Source organism: Pseudomonas sp. NPDC047961 (assembly GCF_050272435.1).
Classification (GTDB): Bacteria; Pseudomonadota; Gammaproteobacteria; order Pseudomonadales; family Pseudomonadaceae; genus Stutzerimonas.
The window spans coordinates 344,378-363,206 of the sequence record NZ_JBNNMD010000005.1; the positions used below are offsets into that span (position 1 = coordinate 344,378).

General features: G+C 61.3%; 16 protein-coding genes. 8 read left to right on the forward strand and 8 right to left on the reverse strand.

What is annotated here, in order from left to right; translation table 11 throughout:
* Complete coding sequence (gene glmS / locus ACQKIK_RS18125; protein ID WP_499136975.1) at positions 1-1,851, forward strand: glutamine--fructose-6-phosphate transaminase (isomerizing); 1,851 nt, start codon at positions 1-3, stop codon at positions 1,849-1,851.
* A 60-nt stretch (positions 1,852-1,911) separates the two neighbouring features.
* Here glmS and ACQKIK_RS18130 read toward each other — a convergent pair whose 3' ends face one another.
* The 4 genes from ACQKIK_RS18130 to ACQKIK_RS18145 form a co-directional block, all read right to left on the reverse strand.
* Complete coding sequence (locus tag ACQKIK_RS18130) at positions 1,912-2,454, reverse strand: biliverdin-producing heme oxygenase (RefSeq protein ID WP_499136977.1); 543 nt, start codon at positions 2,452-2,454, stop codon at positions 1,912-1,914.
* A complete protein-coding gene (locus tag ACQKIK_RS18135; protein ID WP_499136978.1) occupies positions 2,454-4,856 on the reverse strand; it encodes a response regulator in 2,403 nt (800 codons plus the stop codon). Before ACQKIK_RS18135 ends, ACQKIK_RS18130 begins: the two co-directional genes overlap by 1 nt.
* A 68-nt stretch (positions 4,857-4,924) precedes the next feature.
* Complete coding sequence (locus ACQKIK_RS18140; protein ID WP_064481049.1) at positions 4,925-5,410, reverse strand: response regulator; 486 nt, start codon at positions 5,408-5,410, stop codon at positions 4,925-4,927.
* A gap of 13 nt (positions 5,411-5,423) precedes the next feature.
* Entirely contained in the window at positions 5,424-7,655 is a 2,232-nt protein-coding gene (locus tag ACQKIK_RS18145) for an ATP-binding protein (protein ID WP_499137038.1), read from the reverse strand.
* A 250-nt stretch (positions 7,656-7,905) separates the two neighbouring features.
* Here ACQKIK_RS18145 and ACQKIK_RS18150 point away from each other — a divergent pair, with 250 nt between their 5' ends.
* Both ACQKIK_RS18150 and ACQKIK_RS18155 read left to right on the forward strand, forming a co-directional pair.
* Positions 7,906-8,313 carry an SMI1/KNR4 family protein gene (locus ACQKIK_RS18150; protein WP_046163289.1) on the forward strand — a complete coding sequence of 136 codons (408 nt, stop codon included), beginning with the start codon at positions 7,906-7,908 and terminating at the stop codon, positions 8,311-8,313.
* 55 nt (positions 8,314-8,368) lie between these two features.
* Positions 8,369-8,743, forward strand: coding sequence for a DUF3301 domain-containing protein (locus ACQKIK_RS18155; RefSeq protein ID WP_463309504.1), 375 nt, complete (start codon positions 8,369-8,371; stop codon positions 8,741-8,743).
* A gap of 9 nt (positions 8,744-8,752) precedes the next feature.
* On the opposite strand, the gene ACQKIK_RS18160 is transcribed toward ACQKIK_RS18155, so the two are convergent.
* Positions 8,753-9,715, reverse strand: coding sequence for a CobW family GTP-binding protein (locus tag ACQKIK_RS18160; protein WP_499136980.1), 963 nt, complete (start codon positions 9,713-9,715; stop codon positions 8,753-8,755).
* A 90-nt stretch (positions 9,716-9,805) separates the two neighbouring features.
* Between ACQKIK_RS18160 and ACQKIK_RS18165 the strand changes: the two genes are divergently transcribed.
* Positions 9,806-10,162, forward strand: coding sequence for a hypothetical protein (locus ACQKIK_RS18165; RefSeq protein WP_046163291.1), 357 nt, complete (start codon positions 9,806-9,808; stop codon positions 10,160-10,162).
* Between the two features lie 46 nt (positions 10,163-10,208).
* Here ACQKIK_RS18165 and ACQKIK_RS18170 read toward each other — a convergent pair whose 3' ends face one another.
* Positions 10,209-10,733 carry a DUF3617 domain-containing protein gene (locus ACQKIK_RS18170; RefSeq protein ID WP_499136982.1) on the reverse strand — a complete coding sequence of 175 codons (525 nt, stop codon included), beginning with the start codon at positions 10,731-10,733 and terminating at the stop codon, positions 10,209-10,211.
* A gap of 152 nt (positions 10,734-10,885) precedes the next feature.
* Here ACQKIK_RS18170 and ACQKIK_RS18175 point away from each other — a divergent pair, with 152 nt between their 5' ends.
* The 4 genes from ACQKIK_RS18175 (at position 10,886) to ACQKIK_RS18190 (ending at position 16,181) form a co-directional block, all read left to right on the forward strand.
* Complete coding sequence (locus ACQKIK_RS18175) at positions 10,886-11,404, forward strand: sigma-70 family RNA polymerase sigma factor (RefSeq protein WP_499136983.1); 519 nt, start codon at positions 10,886-10,888, stop codon at positions 11,402-11,404.
* The gene (locus ACQKIK_RS18180) at positions 11,401-12,339 is read left to right on the forward strand and encodes a FecR domain-containing protein (protein WP_499136984.1); all 939 of its coding nucleotides are present in this window, start codon (positions 11,401-11,403) and stop codon (positions 12,337-12,339) included. The genes ACQKIK_RS18175 and ACQKIK_RS18180 overlap by 4 nt, the downstream gene beginning before the upstream one ends.
* 112 nt (positions 12,340-12,451) lie before the next feature.
* A complete protein-coding gene (locus ACQKIK_RS18185; protein WP_499136985.1) occupies positions 12,452-14,929 on the forward strand; it encodes a TonB-dependent siderophore receptor in 2,478 nt (825 codons plus the stop codon).
* A gap of 67 nt (positions 14,930-14,996) precedes the next feature.
* Complete coding sequence (locus tag ACQKIK_RS18190) at positions 14,997-16,181, forward strand: PepSY-associated TM helix domain-containing protein (protein WP_499136986.1); 1,185 nt, start codon at positions 14,997-14,999, stop codon at positions 16,179-16,181.
* 103 nt (positions 16,182-16,284) lie between these two features.
* Here the strand turns inward: ACQKIK_RS18190 and ACQKIK_RS18195 are convergent, their stop codons facing one another.
* Entirely contained in the window at positions 16,285-16,683 is a 399-nt protein-coding gene (locus ACQKIK_RS18195) for a DUF1850 domain-containing protein (RefSeq protein ID WP_499136987.1), read from the reverse strand.
* Complete coding sequence (locus ACQKIK_RS18200; RefSeq protein ID WP_499136988.1) at positions 16,680-18,713, reverse strand: TRAP transporter permease; 2,034 nt, start codon at positions 18,711-18,713, stop codon at positions 16,680-16,682. The genes ACQKIK_RS18195 and ACQKIK_RS18200 overlap by 4 nt, the downstream gene beginning before the upstream one ends.
* Positions 18,714-18,829 lie beyond the last annotated feature (116 nt).

An 18,829-nucleotide genomic window follows, 5' to 3' on the forward strand; every position in this document is an offset into this window, starting at 1 on the left:
ATGTGTGGCATCGTTGGCGCCGTCGCTGAACGCAATATCACCCCGATCCTGCTAGAAGGCCTCAAGCGCCTGGAATACCGTGGCTATGACAGCGCTGGCGTCGCCGTGCTGGACGACGGTTGCCACCTGCACCGTCTGCGACGTTCCGGCAAGGTCGCCGAGCTGGAACAGGCTCAACAGGAAGAGCAGCTCACAGGTCGCCTGGGTATCGCGCATACCCGTTGGGCGACCCATGGAGCACCTTGCGAGCGCAACGCCCATCCACACTTTTCCGGCGACGACCTCGCCGTAGTGCACAACGGCATCATCGAAAACCACGAGGCGCTGCGTCAGCAATTGAAGGGGTTGGGTTATACCTTCCTCTCAGATACCGATACCGAAGTCATCGTTCACCTGCTGCACCACAAGCTCGGCGAGTTGGGCGATCTGACCGTCGCCCTGAAGTCAGCGGTCAAGGAGCTGCAAGGCGCCTATGGCCTGGCTGTAGTCAGCGCTAAGCAGCCCGATCGTTTGCTTGCCGCCCGCAGCGGCAGCCCGCTGGTGATCGGCCTGGGGCTGGGCGAGAATTTCCTCGCCTCCGATCAGTTGGCTCTGCGTCAGGTGACTGACCGTTTCATGTACCTGGAAGAAGGTGACATTGCCGAGATCCGCCGCGACAGCGTGAAGATCTGGGACGTCGACGGCCAGGCCGTTGAGCGTGAAAGCGTGCAATACCACGAGGGCGCCGAGGCTGCGGACAAGGGCGAGTATCGGCATTTCATGCTCAAGGAAATTCATGAGCAGCCCAAGGTGGTGCAGCGTACCCTCGAAGGCCGCCTTGGTGATCACCAGGTACTGGTTCAGGCGTTCGGCCCGCAGGCGGCGGAGTTGTTCGCCAAGGTGCGTAACGTGCAGATCGTCGCCTGTGGCACTAGTTATCACGCCGGAATGGTTGCTCGCTACTGGCTGGAAGAGCTGGCTGGTATTCCGTGTCAGGTAGAGGTCGCCAGCGAATTTCGCTACCGCAAGGTTGTGGTGCAGCCCGACACCCTGTTCGTCACCATTTCCCAGTCTGGCGAAACCGCTGATTCGCTCGCCGCGCTGCGCAACGCCAAGTCTCGTACCGAAGAGGAAGGGCGTTACCTTGCCAGCCTAGCCATCTGCAACGTTGGTATCAGCTCGCTGGTCCGCGAGTCCGACCTGACCCTGTTGACCCAGGCCGGTCCGGAGATCGGCGTGGCCTCGACCAAGGCGTTCACTACTCAGCTGGTTGGCCTGTTGCTGCTGACCCTGTCGCTGGGTCAGGTGCGCGGCACCTTGGCGCCTGCTCTGGAAGCGGAGTTGATCGACGAATTGCGCCGCCTGCCGACGCGTCTCGGTGAGGCGCTGGCCATGGATACCACGGTGGAAAAGATCTCCGAGCACTTCGCCGAGAAGCACCACACCTTGTTTCTCGGCCGCGGTGCGCAGTATCCGGTGGCCATGGAAGGCGCGCTGAAGCTCAAGGAGATTTCCTACATTCACGCCGAGGCCTATCCGGCCGGTGAGCTCAAGCATGGCCCCTTGGCTCTGGTCGACGCAGACATGCCAGTGGTTACCGTGGCACCGAACAATGAGTTGCTGGAAAAGCTTAAGTCCAACCTCCAGGAAGTGCGCGCGCGCGGCGGAGAGCTGATTGTTTTCGCGGACCGCGAAGCGGGCATCGAAAACGGCGAGGGCACCTTTATCGTCAGCATGCCGCATATCCACGACGTGCTGGCGCCGATCCTCTACACCATCCCCTTGCAGCTGCTTTCCTACTACGTCGCTGTCCTGCGGGGCACTGACGTCGATCAGCCGCGCAACCTGGCTAAATCAGTAACCGTGGAATAGCGGTTGAGATCCTCAACGTCTGTTGTTGTAAGCAGAAAAGCCCGAAAGGGCTTTTCTGCTTTACGGCCTGTTCGAACGGGCTGCGCTCAGGAAGCGTTCGAAGGATGCATGCGCACCGGCCAGCACCTCGGACCAATCGCAGGCCGCTGACTGCTGTTCCAGCTCCTGAAGAAAGCTCGGCCAAAACGGCGTTGCGTTGCCGTGACTTAGATAGCGTAGCGGGGCGGAGGGGTTGGCTTCTGCCACGCGTCGCGCCAGTACGCGTCCACCCAGGCGAGACCCTTCAATGACGTAAGCTGCGCCCCAGCACCAACCGGATGAGGGTGCTGTGTCAGCCTGCGCTGACGTGGGTTCCGTACAACCCAACGTCTGCAGATCTGCAAGCAATGCCTGACGCCTGCTGCGCTGGGACCAGTCATTGAGCATCCTTTTGATGCCCGCCTGCTCCAGCGTGTGTTCTAACGGGATGAGCGCTTGCGCATGGGCCTGTAGAAAAGCTCGGTAGCCATCGGTTTGATCCAGCTGATAGGCCGAAAAGGCAGCGTCGACGCGTTCATGCTGAAGCGCGGTGGCTGCGCGCAGGCGATTTCGCACACTGTCCATCAGGCCGAGCTGCTTTCTTTCAGAACCATGCTCAGCTTTCGCACCAATTGTTCTTCACGAAAGGGCTTCTGGATGATGGTCGAGCTACCCATACCCAGTTCGCCGAGCTCGGCGTACCCGGTGATGAACACCACGGGAAGCTTGGGATAGCGAGACGAGACTGCACGGGCGAGTTCACCCCCGTTCATGCCTGGCATGGCGAAATCTGCGAGCAGCAGATCCACCGCCGCGCCCTGTTCGAGCATCTCCAAGGCCATACGACCACCGTCGGCCTGAACCACTGCGTAGCCCAGATTGCTCAGCATCTGTGCGGTTACTTCCCGCACGGCGTGGTCGTCGTCGACCAGCAGCACTTTATGCGAGGCGTCGTCGACGGGCGTGCCCAGCTCATGGTCCGGGACGCCGAGGCTGCGTTCCGGTGCGGTCACCCGAGGCAGATAGACCATCACTGTGGTACCGACGCCCAGCTCAGTCTCGATGCGCGCTCCGCCACCGGATTGCTTGGCGAAACCGAACACTTGCGCCAAACCGAGCCCTGAGCCTTTACCCACTTCCTTGGTCGTGAAGAAGGGCTCGAAAGCTTTTTGCAGCACCTCGTCGCTCATGCCTGAACCGGTGTCCTTCACCGAGAGGACGACGTACTCGCCTGGCCCAGGTTCTTCCGCCCGCTCCGCTGGTGCGGTAATCACAGCGTTGTCGGTACGCAGCGTGAGACAGCCGCCGGAGCCCATGGAGTCGCGTGCGTTGATGGCGAGATTGAGGATGATCATCTCGATCTGTGTAGGGTCGACCAGCGCGTGCCAGAGCCCTGCGCGGGTGTCGGTTTCGATGGTCACGGAACCGCCCAGGGTGCTGTGCAACAGGCTCAAGAGACCGACCAGAGTGTCGTTCAGGTCCACAGCTTTGGGGGCGAGTTGCTGTCTGCGAGCGAACGCAAGTAGCTGACTGGTCAGGGTTGCGCCGCGTTCGCCGGATTCCTGAATGTACTGCAGGCGGCTGAGCGATTTGGCCAGTGGCGCGCCTCGCTCAAGATCATTCTTGAGGAAGCTGGCGCTGGTCAGGATCACCGTCAGCAGATTGTTGAAGTCGTGTGCGACGCCCGCCGTGAGCTGGCCAACCGCCTCGAGCCTTTGCATCTGCTGTAGGGTGGCTTCGATGCGCTCGCGCTCTTTGATCTGTTCGGTCAATTCCCGGTTGGCCGCCGCGAGCTTGTCCACCGCTGCGATTTCGCTGGTGATGTCGCGCGCGGCGGCGTACATCATTCCCGCCTCCGGTACCGCAGTCCAGGACAGCCAGCGGTAGCTGCCATCGCAATGTTGCATCCGGTTGACGAAGCGGTCGGTGACGTTGCCGCTGCGAATCCGTTCGGTTTCTGCGTGAGTCGCTGTGAGGTCATCGGTATGAACCAGCGACCACAACGGCGTATTGAGCAGCTGTTCGCGCGGCCAGCCAAGCGCTTCTTCCCAGGCGGGGTTGAGCGCAACTACTGTGGTGTCGAATCGCATGACGGCAAGCAGGTCTCTGGACAGCTCCCAGGTGCGGTCACGTTCCCGGGTGCGCTCTTCTACACGCTCACCCAAGGTTTCGTTCATGCGCTTGAGCGCTTCGGTCGCCAGCCGCTGCTCGGTCACGTCCATCACTACACCGATGAAGCGTTTACACAGTCCGTCTTCAAAAAACGCCTGACCGCGTGTTTCGAACCAGCGGACCTGGCCGCACTCAAGCATGATCCGATAGTCGGTGGTGTATTCCTTGTCGCCATCGTCGGTGCTGATGGCGTCCCAGATATGCTCGCGCATACGCTGCAAGTCGTCGGGGTGGCACAGCGACTCAAATACCTGGATGTTCACCGGCGCCTCGCCCGGCAAGCCGAACATGCTCCGACAGCGCCGGTCCAGGATCATCGTGCCGTTTTGTGGTTCGTAATCCCACATGCCGAGCCCGGCAGCGTCGATCGCCAATCGGGCCCTTACCTCGACCTCACGCAACGCTTCTTCTGCGCGCAGACGCCCGCGCCGTTCCTGCACCTCACTGAGAGCCCGCTCGACCGCCTTCGGCAGAAATCCAAGGTTCTGCTTGAGCACATAGTCGACGGCGCCCGATCGCATCATGTTGACCGCATGTTCTTCGCCGAACACACCGGACAGAAAGATGAACGGCGTTTCGGGCGCCAGTTGCCTAGCTTCCTGCAGTACCAGGCTGCCGGAATAACCGGGGAGGATGAAGTCGGAAAGAATCAGATCGAAGGAGCGACGTTGCAAGGCTTCGACAACGCCCGCGTGGTCGAAAACCACTTCGCTATCGACGGTGTAGCCGCTCCTTTCGAGCGTGACGAGCGCCAGTTCAGCGTCGTGCGGGCTGTCTTCAACAAACAGGACGCAGATAGGTGTTGTCGCCGGCATAACCATCCTGTCGCGGATACCGCACTACTTGAAAGGAGTTCTGCTTAGGAGCCTTAAGCATGAGCGTTCTAGCTCGGCTCCTCGCTGCTCTTGCGATCCCGAAGTTGGCGCTGCAACCGCAGCGATCCGGGTGGCGGCTCGTTTAGCACGGCCCAGAAAATCCCCAGATCGGAGATGGCGGCGACGAAATCTCGGAATTCGACCGGCTTGACCACGTAAGCGTTCACTCCGAGTTCATAAGCCCTGACCAGATCGGGCTCTTCACGAGAGGAGGTGAGCATCACCACTGGGATACTGCGTAGATCAGGCGTGTCGCGTACGGTCTTCAGCACCTCCAGCCCGTCGACCTTTGGCAGCTTCAGGTCCAGCAGGAGCACCGCTGGGTTGCCATCGGCGCGTTCGGCATGATCGCCGCGGCGGAGCAGGTAATCCAGCGCCTCGGCACCATCACGCATGACAATCACGTCATTGGCCAACTGGCTGCGCTCGAGCGCAACCAAGGTCAGCTCGAGGTCGTGTGGATTGTCCTCTACCAGCAGAATCGGTTTGAGCATTTAGAGTCCCGTACTAAAGGGGTGACGCGTAGGTAAGTCTGGGGAGCGAAAAGAAGAAGGTTGCGCCCTGGTTGACCTCGCCATTGGCCCAGACCTGACCATCATGGCGTTCGATGATTCGGCGCACGCTGGCCAGACCAATCCCGGTGCCTTCGAATTCTTCCATGCGATGCAGGCGCTGAAAGACGCCAAACAGTTTGTTGGCGTATTGCATGTTGAAGCCCACGCCGTTGTCGCGAACGTAGACGATGATCTCTTCAGCGCGCTCTTCGGCGCCGATTTCGATGACCGCGCGCTCGCGTTTGCGGCTGTACTTGATCGCGTTCGAGATCAGGTTGCGCAACGCCATGTGGATGAAAGCAGCGTCTGCAACCACGATAGGCAGGGGATGAACCTGCCATTCTATTTCGCGGCCGTCGCAGTCCGGTGCCATTTCCTGACGAATGGATTCAACCAGCGCGGAAAGATTCACATCGGACAAGCGCAGCGCGGCGCGGCCCATCTGGGAAAAGCTCAGCAAGTTGTCGACGAGGGTTCCTGCAAATCGGGCCGCATCGCCGATATTGTCCAGAAAGCGCAGGCCACGTTCGCTGAGCTTGCTGCCTTCAAGCTCACCGAGCAGCTCGGCGTACCCGGCAATATGCCGCAACGGCGCCCGCAGGTCGTGCGAAACGCTGTATGAGAACGACTCTAGTTCCTTGTTACTTTCGCGCAGCTCGCCCGCCAGCTGGGCCATCTCTTCTGCCTTGCGCAGGACGATACCGAGCACCGCGGTGCGCAGCTCCAGCGCGCCCTCCAACTCTACTTGCTGCCAAGGTGACGCATAGCCGCGTACCGTCTCCTGCCAGCTTGCAAAGCTGTGGCGTGGAGACAGGCTGCCCTTGCTGTCGATGCGTTTCTCTGGCTGGCCGGCCCAATTGACCGTCTTGATCTGTTCGCGTCGGAACCAGATCAGGTAATGGGGGTGCAGGCGGGAGATAGAGATGGCCAGCAAACCGGCGCAATGCTCGGCCAGTTCAGGAATAGCCGGCACGTCTCGGCTGACGCAGTCGGTGCTGAACACCAGCTGGTCGCGCTGCTGGGACAGCCAATGAGTGAGTCGCACCAGTAAGGCTGCCGGCGGCGTTTCGCCCACCGGTTCGGAGTGTTCGCCGGAGACGATGGCGCTACCGACCGCCCCGGCGAAATCCAGTACGACCTTCGGCAGGCACTTGAAGCCTTCAATAACGCTGTCGCGGTCGGCCATTGACGAGAGCATTTCGACGATCTGCCGTCGCAGTTCGAGCTTGCGCTGCGCCAGGGTTGCTGCTTCCTTGGCTTCGATTTGCAGCGACATAATGCGCCCAAGGAGTTCGCAGGCTGTTCGGGTCTGGTAGTTAACCTGGCGAGGCCTGGCATCGTGGCAGGAGATCAGACCCCACAGTCGCCCTTGAATGACGATGGAGATCGACATCGAAGCCTGCGTGCCCATGTTGCGCATGTATTGCAGGTGAACCGGCGACACGCTGCGCAACGAGGCGAAACTCAGGTCCAGCGGCTCTCCGTCGGGGGTGAGCGTGGGTACGACCGGAGAGGGTTTGTAATTGGCGTCCTGGATCACGCGGATCAGGTTGTTGCAGTAGAGTTGGCGTGCCTGCGGAGGGATATCCGAGGCGGGAAAGCACAGGCCCAGATAATGCGGATAACCTTCGTCAGCCTGTTCTGCCAACACATGGCCGTTGCCCTGGGCGTCGAACCGATAGGCTTTGACCCGACCGAACCCGGTGATGCGCTTGACCTCATCAACGGCCAGTTGGCAGATGTATTGAAGGTCTTGCGCCTCCTGGAGCTGCACGACGAAAGTGCGCATCAAGGGGTATAGCTTGTCGTATGCCGCGCCTGGGCTGCCGGCTGATTCGAATTCGACGATCAGCTTGCCGTGGTAACGGTGCGCCATCAGCGCCAGCGGCGGATGGTTGCTTCGGCCAGTCAGGTTGAAATTGATGTCTCGCAGATGAAAGGGATTGTGGTCATCGTCAGTCAGACTGGCGAGCCCTTCGGCAAAGCCACAGTCACCGATGAGTTCCGTCAGAGGCTGACCCAGCAGCATGTGCGCATCGACGCCAAGCCATTCACGTACGTTTTCGCTGGCCTGGGTAATCGTCAGTCTTGGCTCGCTGAGCACCAGCAGAAAGCCGTGGGGCTGAATGCTGCCGGGGATATGGATGGGCTCATCGCCGCATTGGGCAATGGCCTTGGCGAGCATGTCTTGGTCTTCGATGGATGCCACAGTTTCTCCTGTCCGCCCCGGTACGGGCTAATGGCGACGAGCAGGCACCAATTGCGGTTGCTACCTTATGGTCTGAGACTGCAAGACGGATTAATGATTAGCTGCGAAACCTGCCGGTGCGCCATTTTTTCAAAACGGCAAATACTTTAGCGCGACTGGTACTGGCTAGCCAATGCGAGGGCTTGTATAAACGGCGCATTCTTAAGACCGTCAAAGGGGGACCGTCATGGAGGAAGTGATCGAGCAGCTGCGTGAGCTAAGCGAGCCGGTACCGGTACCGCTCGAGTTGCCGGACGATGACCGGTTGGTCGAGGTCGAGGAGGAGTTGCTAATCAACTTACCCTTTGGTCTGCGCGAGTATCTGCTCACCGTCAGCGATGTGATCTATGGGCGTCTGGAACCAGTAACTGCCGTCGATCCGCAATCGCACACCTATCTGCCCGAAGTGGCCGCGAGCGCTTGGGACGCAGGCGTGGAGCGAGACCTGCTACCTCTCTGCCAGGACGGGCCGGACTTTTATGTGGTCGATCTTGAAGGTGAGGTCATGCTGTTCAATGGCAGCGAGCATGAGATGACGGACGAAAGCTGGGAGTCGGTCTGGCACTGGGCGCGCGACGTTTGGCTGGAGAGTTGATGGACGTCTCGGCCACCACGCCCCGGCCGTGCGCCGGCAGTTGGCTGCCGCACGCATGATGACGCTAGGCAACCTGTTCGTTTTTCTCCTGTTGCTTTCCGCTGGCGCCTGGCTGTGGCACTCCCATGGCATTCGCGAAAGGGCGCTCATCGCGGTGCGGCAGCATTGTAAAAAGATGGATGTAGAACTGCTCGATGGGAACGTAGCCTTTCGCCGTCTCGGGCTGATTCGTGATGCGCGCGGTCATCGCCGCTTCGCGCGGGTCTACGGTTTCGAGTTCACGGTGACTGGCGAGCAGCGCCATCAGGGCAGCATCGTGATGTTTGGTGGACGCCCGGGTCCCATCGAAATGGAGGCGCATCCGTTTCCCGCGCGTCAGGATTCAGGGCAGATCATCCAGATGGACGAATGGCGCCGTCGAGGCGAGTAGGCGTACAGCTCATAGACGACAGGCGATCATCGCGTCGTTCAGACGTTTTTCTTTCTGAGGCTCTGCGAAGATCAGTTCGAGGCGAGAATCCTTGCGCCATTCGCTGGGCCTGAAGACCAGGCTTTGGCCACCCAGTGCGTTAAGTGATTGCCAGCCCTGTGCACCCTGTATAACCAGCTTGGCACGGCGCCAGTCCAGCGATTCCAGCCATGCTGTTACCCGCTCCAAATCAAAGCGCTGGCTGGGGTGCCAACGCCAGCCAATGCTCCAGCCTTCGGCATTTCCCTGGCTCTGGCAGAGCGGTTGCTGCGGGTCGAGCCAGACACTGCCAATGGTGGCTATAGAGGAGGGCAACGCAGGCATGGTCACTGCGTGCCCAGCGCGCTGACCGATGCCCGGCAACTCCGTGATCGGCAGCTGTCCCTGTTGCGTCCAGCAGATCGGTATCGCTGGCAGCAGCGCTTGCACTGCCCGTCGTTCGGCTTGCCCTAAATCTTCGCTCTTGTTTATCACCAGCAAGCCACAACGCTGCAGCGATTGCGTCTGGCTCACCGTGAGCTTTTCGCCACGCAGCAGCGCCGGCCCATCAATGACCGCCACGCTGGGCTGCAGCGCTAACACGTCTCGCCACGGTGGGCCTGCCAGTTGATCGAGCAGCTCGGCAGGATGGCCAAGGCCAGAGGGTTCGATGAACAAGCGGTCCGGCTTTGCTTTGCGCAGGAGTCGACCCAGACCCACCTGGAAGGGCACGCCGTTCACGCAGCACAGGCATCCACCGGCGACTTCCGCCAGGCTCACGCCTGCGTCGGCGGTGCTCAGCAGCGCTGCATCGAGCCCGATCTGCCCGAACTCGTTGATCAGCACCGCCCAGCGCTCGTTGGAAGGCCGCTGCTCCAGCAGGGCGCGTATTAGGCTGGTCTTGCCAGCACCAAGTGAGCCGCTGATGAGATGTGTCGGGATATGGGAGAGCATCGCGCTATGGTGCGCATTCTGCTGAACAGAGGAAAGCGGTTTTCAGACCTGCATGCTAGAGTCGCGGCGTCCGATCGGGAGGAACCGGTGATGCGTTCGCTGTACGTGCTGCTAATGATGGTGGGGCTTTGCGCTGAGGCGTTTGCAGAAGGCTGCATTGTTCGCAGCCAGGATGATCGGGTTGAAGTGAAGGTCTGCCAGCAGAATCAAAGCATTCCTGAAACGCTGTTCCGCACCGGTTTTTGCCAGCCTGCTCTTAAAGACAAGAAGGTTGAAGTGACCTTCGTCGAGCAATGCCCAGCTGGGTCCTTCGGTATCTGCCGCAACGCTCAGGTATCCAACATGCCGTATCGCCAGGACATTCATTATTACGGCGTGGCCAGCGATGCACGTTTTCTGAAGCCCGCCTGCGAGCAGAACAGCGCCGGCGAATGGGTGACTGAATAACCACCTAGCTCTGGGCGTTGCGTTCCACGTGAAACGTCGGCGTTGCTTAGCGTTGAGGCTTCAGCGTACCGCAGTCCTCGCCGAGCCACTGGCCGCGCGACTGCATCCGGCTGGTGCCCTGCTGTTCGCCCACGGCGTACGTCGTCTCGATCATGTTGGCCACTTCCCGATTGCTGATGATCTTCGTCTCGCCCTGGCCCTTCGCATCCGGGCACTCGAAACGGAATCGCCACAGGCTGTCGGTCTGCTCGAGCACTTCCTGCGTGCAGCCGGGCTCGTCCTGGAAGGGCAGCTTGCGTGATTCGACCTGAGCTTCGCTCAGACAGAGCCGAATGCCACCGGAACCCAGCTCAACGCCTTGTTCGGCGAGCATGCTCTCCATCATCTTGCGCTGTTCGGGCGGCAGCTCTTTCATCTGCGCCAGCATTTCGGCCATGCCCGGCATTTCCATGCCGTCCACGACCAGCTTTTCACTGGTGAACTCCCATAGACCAGGCAGCAACTGCTCAGCCTGAGCGGGCAGGGAGGCGGCGGATAGTGCAACTAGGGTGAGCCAGGCGAAGCGGATCATGGGGGATCTCCTGCAATTAGATGTCCGATAGCCTAGTCCAGCCATCCAAAAAGCCCCAACCCGCGATTGAAACACCAAAGAAGAAAACCTCGTGGTCTTTTGTTGATGAGAAGCGTTAGCATTAGCGTCCTTCGAGTGAAAGGCGGCGACACATGGCAGCTGACGGGTTGGTCCGGCAACAACTGGTGCATCGGCTCTATGTCGACCATCAGGGCTGGCTGAACGGTTGGTTGCGGCGCCAGCTCGGCTGCAGCCAGCGGGCCGCCGACCTGGCTCAGGACACCTTCGTACGGGTGCTGAGCAAGGATCAGGGGCTGGATGCGATCCGCGAACCGCGCGCCTACCTGCACATAATCGCCCGTGGCCTGTTGATCAACCATTGGCGTCGGCGGCAGATCGAGCAGGCGTACCTGGATGCCGTCGCGCTGCAGCCGGAAGCGGTCGCGCCGTCACCGGAATCCCAGGCGCTAGTGGTCGAAACGCTGTTGCAGGTCGATGCCATGCTGTCGCGACTTCCGGAAAAGGTGCGCCGAGCGTTTCTTCTGTCGCAGCTGCATGGCCTGACTTACGCAGCCATCGCGCTGGAGGTGGGCGTGTCCGAGCGGATGGTCAAAAAGTACATGGCGCAGGCCATGCTGCACTGCCTGAACCTGATCGAGGACGACGCGTGAATCTCGATTACCAGGTACTGCAGGCAGCTGCCCAGTGGTTTGCTGTACTGCAGTCGGACACCGTTAGCGATGACGACCGCCAAGCCTGGCGGCGCTGGCTCAGTGATCCGGAGCACGCTCGGGCGTGGCGGCGCGTCGAGCAGATCAGTGGGCGTTTCGAACCGCTCTCCCGCGATCCGTTTGGCGCCAAGGCGAGCAGCTTGATGCAGCGTCGGCAGCCGACGCGACGGCAGGCGCTGAAAACCCTGTCCGTCGTTTTCGGTGGTGGTGTTCTGGCCCTGGTGGGTGGCGGCATGCCCTGGCGCAGCTGGACGGCCGATCAACGCACGGCGGTGGGCGAGGTGCGCGATTGGCAATTGCCCGAGGGTTCGCACCTGTGGCTGAACACCGACAGCGCCGTGGACGTCGCGCTCGATGATCAAGTTCGCCAACTGTCGCTTTACCGGGGCGAGCTGTTGGTGCAGGTGAGCCACGAACGGCGTCCCTTGTTGCTGCGCACCGCCGAGGGCAGCGTGAAAGCAGATGCTGCTGCGCGGTTTTCGGTGTTACAGCGCGAAGGGCATACCCGGCTCAGCGTTTTCGATGGCGCTGTCGAGGCCCGGCCCACCAGCGGCCGATCGCGCATGGCGCACCAAGGACAGCAGCTGGACTTCAACGACCTTCGCATCGAGCCTGAACGTCCGGTTCAATCGGGTCGGCAGGCCTGGGCGAGCGGGGTACTGCTTGCCGATAACCTTCGGCTGGACGCGTTCATCAATGAATTGGGGCGCTATCGGCAGGGCTACTTGGGTTGCGATCCTCGGATTGCCGGCTTGCGTGTCGTCGGTGCCTACCCTCTGGCCGATACCGACCGAGTGCTGGATGTCGTTGCCAGCACGCTGTCCCTGCGCGTGAATCGCCGGCTGCCCTGGTGGGTAAGCCTGGAGCTGGCATAGCCACGCTAGTGGAGCCAGAGCAAAAATATTTCGTTGGGTGGTTCCCTTTTCTTTTCGCTCGCTGGGCATAACCGCATCGATCCCGAATTTGCCTTCGCAGAAAGGAAGAATCATGCGCTCCAATGCCTTGCCTCCCCGCCGCTCCAACCCACTGTCTCGGGCCGTCCGCGCCGCGCTGTTCTGTTTGCCGCTGACGGCGATTGCCGCCGCTCCTGTGGCTCTGGCGCAATCGGCGGCTGAGCAAACTGCACGGCGCTATGACATCCCAGCCGGTTCCCTGTCCAGCGCACTGAGCCGTTTCGCGGGCGAGGCGGGGGTGATGCTGTCCGTCGATGGCAGCCTCGTGGACGGCCGCGACTCCAGCGGTTTGCAGGGCCAGTACGGCGTGGATGAGGGCTTTCAAACCTTGCTGCGCGGCAGCGGTTTGCAGGCGGTCCGTGACGAGCGCGGGACCTATTCCCTGGTGCCGGCTCGCGAGCAAGCCGGAGCCGTGGAGCTCAAGCCCATGGTGGTCGAGGGCTTCGCGCTGGGAAACGCACTGGGTGAGATGGACGGCTACAAGGCGACGCACAGCAGCGTGGCGACCAAGACGAGCATGCCGCTGGCTGAAACGTCCCAGACCGTGTCCGTGGTCACGCGCCAGCAGATGGAGGACCAAGGCTCGCGCTCCATCGCGCAGGCGGTTCGATACACGCCAGGCCTGATGAGCACGCCCTATGGCGCGACGACCCGATACGACTACGTTGCCATGCGTGGTATCACCGACGGCTCGGTGGATAACCTCTACCTCGACGGCCAGAAGCTGCTGGGTGATAGCGGCACCTATAGCAGCCTGCAGGTCGACCCGTATTTCATCGAGCGTATCGACATTCTCAAGGGACCGTCCTCGGTGCTCTACGGACGCAGCCTACCGGGCGGGCTGGTGGCGATGACCAGCAAGAAGCCGCAATACCAGACGAGCCGGCAGATACGCCTGTCCTACGGCAGCGAGGACAACAAGCAAGCGGCTTTCGACTTCACCGGGCCGCTGGAAGACGAGCGCATTGCCTACCGCCTGGTCGGTGTCGCGAAGGATGCCGACAACCAGGTCGACGGCATCGAGGAACAGCGTTACGCCGTGATGCCCTCGCTGAGCATCGACTTCACCGAAGACACCCGGCTCACGCTGCAGGCAATGCTCCAGCGCGATCCTGAAAGCGGATATCACGGGGGCCTCCCAGCCGACGGCACCGTCACCTCCCACAACCGCCAGCGCATCTCGCGCAGCTTCTTCGAGGGCGATGAGGACTACGAGCAGTTCGAGCGCGACCAGCAGATGGTCGGCTATCAGCTGGAACACCGCTTCAACGATACGGTGTCGGCGCGACAGAACTTCCAGTACCTCGATTCCACCGTCGAGTCAGGGCAGGTCTACCAATACGGCTACGCCACCACTGACGAGTTGGTGCGCTACTACACGGGTGCCGATGAGGTATTGCACGCCTGGACGCTGGATAACCAGCTGCAGTTCCTGTTCGATACCGGTGCGCTCAGCCATACCCTGGTCACTGGGCTGGATTACCAACGGCGCAAGGCCAAGGTCAGTTACGACGCGGCAACCGGAGTGGGCACCGTCAACCCCTACACCGGCGTGGCCAACCCAGGCAGTCTTGCGTTTTATCACCAGTACGACGAGGCACGGGAGCTGCAACAAACCGGCCTTTATGTGCAGGATCTGATCAGCCTGAACAACTGGCGTTTCTCCCTGGGCATGCGTCAGGACTGGGTGAACGTTTCCTTCGATCAGACCGAATCCCAGTACGGCGACCAGTCCGATCAATCCAAACTCGAGCAATTCACCGGGCGAGTCGGTGTGCTCTATGCGTTCGACAACGGTCTGTCGCCGTACGTCAGCTATTCGGAGTCGTTCAACCCCAACGCGACGGGTGCTTATAACTACAGCAACGGTGCCTACGACATCACCCTGCTTGACCCGACCGAAGGCGAGCAGGTCGAAGTCGGCCTGAAGTATCAGCCGCTGGGCACCGACGATCTCTACACGATTTCGCTGTTCGATTTGAAACAGTCCAATCTGTCCAGCAAGGACTCCAACGAGAACTTCTTCCGCTCTGTGGGTGAGATCACCTCCCGTGGCGTGGAACTCGAAGCGCGGGTGAACCCGCTGGACAACCTCAACGTTATCGCCAGCTACACCTACATGGACGTCGAGTACAGCAAGGATTACGTCGGCACCGCCGGGGTCAACAACCGCGGCAATACGCCCAACGCGGTGGCGCGCAACATGGCATCGCTATGGACTGACTACACCTTCGAGCAGGGCGCAATCGCGGGCCTGCAGATCGGTGGCGGCGTTCGCTACTTCGGCAAGAGCTGGGCGGACGCGGAGAACACGCTGCGCATACCGTCCTACACGCTCTATGACGCCATGCTGGGCTATGACCTGTCGCGCGTTGGGCTCGACGGGCTTGGCGCGCAGCTGAACCTGAACAACCTGACCGACGAGAAATACGTCGCCGCCTGCAACAGCCTCAACCAGTGCTACTACGGCGAATCCCGCAACGTAATGGCGACCCTGACCTACGACTTCTAAGCCCTGTCGCTAGCCGCTGGCCTTCATCGGCCGGCGGCTTTGTGCTTTCTGCGAGATGGACACTTTGATGCGTTCGATCCTGGTACTGCTGCACCGCTATATCGGCCTGGCCACGGCGCTGTTCCTGTTTCTGGCGGGCATCACCGGCAGTGTGCTGGCCTTCCACCACGAGCTGGACGAGTGGCTCAACCCCGAGTTCTACCACACCGCCAGCGAAGGCCCGGTGCTGGCACCTGGGGCGCTGGTCGAGCAGGTCGAGCAGGCCAACCCGCGCATGCAGGTCTGGTACATGGAGTTCCCCGATGAGCCGGGACATGCCGCGCTAATGGCCCTGGTGCCGCGCAACGATCCGCAAACCGGCAAGCCCTATGACGTAGAGCCCGTGGTGCAATACCTCGATGCGGTGACCGGCGAGCTTGTCGGCACGCGCCACTGGGGCGAGTGCTGTTTTTCACGCAAGAATTTCGTGCCCTTCATGCTGGAGTTTCACTACAACCTGACCTTGCCCGGCAATTGGGGCATCTGGCTGATGGGTGTCGTCGCGATCTTCTGGACCCTCGACTGTTTCGTCTCCCTGCTGCTGACCTTTCCACGCGGTAGGCCGTTTTTCGGCAAGTGGTGGACGGCCTGGAAGATCAAGCGACAGCGGCTCAACCACGACGTGCATCGTGCGGGCGGGCTGTGGCTGTGGTTGCTGCTCACGCCGGTCGCCATCAGCAGCATTGCCATGAACCTGCCCGAACAGGTGTTCAAACCGGTGGTGTCGTTGTTGTCGCCAGTTGAGCCGAGCGTCTACGAGGCACGCGGCAGGTTGCCAGAGGCGGAGCTGGGCACCACCCAGTACGACTTCCACCGTGCTTATGACTATGCCATGCAGCACGCTGCCGACCTTGGCCTGAGCGAGCCGATTGGTGAGCTTTACTACAGCTTCGAATACAACTTCTATGGCGCTGGCTTCGGTGACCACGACAGCAACCAGGGCAACGCCTGGCTGTTCTTTCATGGCAGCGATGGCTCGCAATTGCTGGGGCAGGAGATACCGGGGCAGGGCACCTTGGGTGAGCAGTTCCACATGCTGCAGCCTGCGATACACGGCGGCCGGATCCTGGGTACGCCAGGGCGCATTCTGATCGCGGTATTGGGGTTGGCTATTGCCGTGCTGTCGGTGACCGGCGTGGTGATCTGGTGGCGCAAGTTGCGCGCCAGACAGGTGGCGGCGAGCAAGCGCAGAGCGACGTTGCAGGCCATCTGATAACTGCCGTAGGCGCTGAGCCAACGTAGGGTGGATCACGCTTCACCGATCCACCAGGCGGTGTGTGCAACCTACATGACCGCGAGGCCATGCAGGCCGTACGTTAGGAGCCCACCACCTGCGCGGCGCAGCTCCAGAGTTCCAGCGCGGGCTGGTCCGCTTTTGGCGGGCCAAGCCATTCGCTCAAGGCGTGACAACGCTGGTTGAAACACAGTTGATAATCCCCTGCTTCGGGGGTTCGCCCCACTCGCAAGGGTTGCAACGGCGGCATCTGGCGCTGGTAGTGCCAGGCCCCGTCACGCAGTTCGGCGTCATCCGGGATTTCCATCCCGGCACCTGAACCCTTGACCCGCGCTTCGCCGAGCAGCAGCCCGTCCGGCGTCACGCGGTAATCCTCTTCCCAACGGATCTTCTCGATCGTATGGGTCCAGGCCAGGGTGAAGTTGGCAGTGGGCACCTGCGCCCACACCACCCCGGCCAAGCCCAGACAGAGTCCGATCACGCCAGTACCGGCCCGGCCCGGCGGGCACGCACGATGTGCTGAGCCATTAGCAGGATGCCGATACCAAAGCCGATTTCATCGGTGATCGGCATGGCCATGATCAGCGTCGCACCGGCGGCGAAGCCCAGCACCCGCTCCCACCAGGCCAGCGGCCGCTGCAGGTAGCCGATCGTGGCGATGCCCCAGAGACCAATGGCAAAGCTTGCCTTCAGCACCATGTACGCAGTCATCCACAGGCTGTCGCCCTGCATCATCAGCGACGGGTTGTAGACCGCCATGAACGGCACCACGAAGCCGGCAATGGCGATGCGCACCGCCCACATGCTGATCTTCAGCCCGGTTTCCTTGGCGATCGGCGCTGCTGCAAAGCAGGCCAGCGCGACAGGCGGTGTCAGGTCAGCCAGGATGCCGAAATAGAACACGAACATGTGCGAGACCAGCAGCGGCACGCCAAGGTCCAGCAGGGCCGGTGCGGCGATGGAACTGGTGATGATGTAGTTGGGGATGGTCGGAATGCCCATGCCCAGCACCAGGCAGGTGGCCATGGTCAGCAGCAGCGACAGGAATAGATTGTCCTCACCAACCGCGAGGATGTAGCCCGCAAAGGTCGAGGCCACTCCAGTCAGCGACACCACACCGATGATCACGCCGACCAGCGCACAGGCGATACCCACCGGAACCGCATGGCGCGCGCCTTCCACCAGTGCATGCAGGCACACCACCAGGGTGTCGCGCCCGCCCTTGATGAACCAGCAGATCGCTACCAGTACCGCGATGACCCCGAAGATCACCCCGATGCCGAGCTGGAAGAACCCGGCACAGAGCACGCCCAGCGCGATCCAGAAGGCGACGCGGATGCCGAACGACGAGACCTTGAGGATGATCGCCGAGCCGAGGATCACAATGGCCGTCAGTGCGAGGCCGACCATGCCGGAGAACAGCGGCGTCCGCCCGGAAAACAGCAGATAAACCAGCACACCCAGTGGAATCAGCAGGTACCAGCGCTGCTTGACCGCGGCCATGGCGCTGGGGCATTCATCTTTCGGCAAGCCTTTGAGGTTGGCGCGCTTGGCTTCCAGATGCACCATCCAGAACACCGAGCCGAAGTAGAGCAGGGCTGGGATCAGCGCGGCCTTGGCGACTTCAATGAAGGGCACGTTAATGGTTTCCGCCATGATGAAGGCCACGGCGCCCATCACCGGCGGCATCATCTGGCTACCCATGGAAGACGTTGCTTCCACACCGCCGGCAAACGCGGCCTTGTAGCCGAAGCGCTTCATCAGCGGAATGGTGAACTGGCCGGTGGTCACCACGTTGGCCACGCCGGAACCGGTGATGGTGCCCATCAGCGCCGAGGACACCACCGACACCTTGGCCGGCCCACCCAGCTTGTGGCCGAAGAGGCCCATGGCGAAGTCGGTGAACAGCTTGATCATCCCGGCCTGTTCGAGAAAAGCGCCGAACAGGATGAACAGGAAGATGTAGGTCGCCGAGACGTAGGTTGGCGTGCCGTAGAGGCCTTCGGTGCCAAAGGCGAGCTGGTTGACCATCTGATCGATGCCGTAGCCACGGTGCGCGAGATCGCCGGGCAGGTACTGGCCGAGCAGCCCGTAGGCAAGGAATGTCGCGCAGATGATCGGCAAGGCGATGCCCATGACCCGGCGAGCGGCTTCGAATACCAGGGCGATCAGCAGGACGCCGACGGCGAAGTCGAGGGTCGTCAGGTCGCCGGAGCGCTGGATCAGGTCAGCTTCGAAATACCACTGGTAGAACGCCGTGCCCATGCCCGCCAGGCCCAATACCCAGGCCAGCGGCTGCCAGGGGCGACCATTGCCCGCGGCTGGAAAGTACAGATAAACGACCATCAGCAGAAAGCCGACATGCCCGGCTCGCAGTACTTGGCTCGATACCGGGTGAAACGCCGCCATGACGATCTGGTAGATCGAGAACAGCAGGGCCACATAAAACAATGCTTTTGGCCAATCGGCTGCGCTACCTGCCAGGCCTTCCTCTTGTTGTAGTTCGCTCATGAATTGCCTCGAGCTGATAAAGCGTGGTCGCGTAGAGCCGCTAACAAAACCTGCCGTGATTTCACGCTGGTTTTACTAGCGCCTCTTCAGATTCGGATTGGACGAGCCGCAGACGT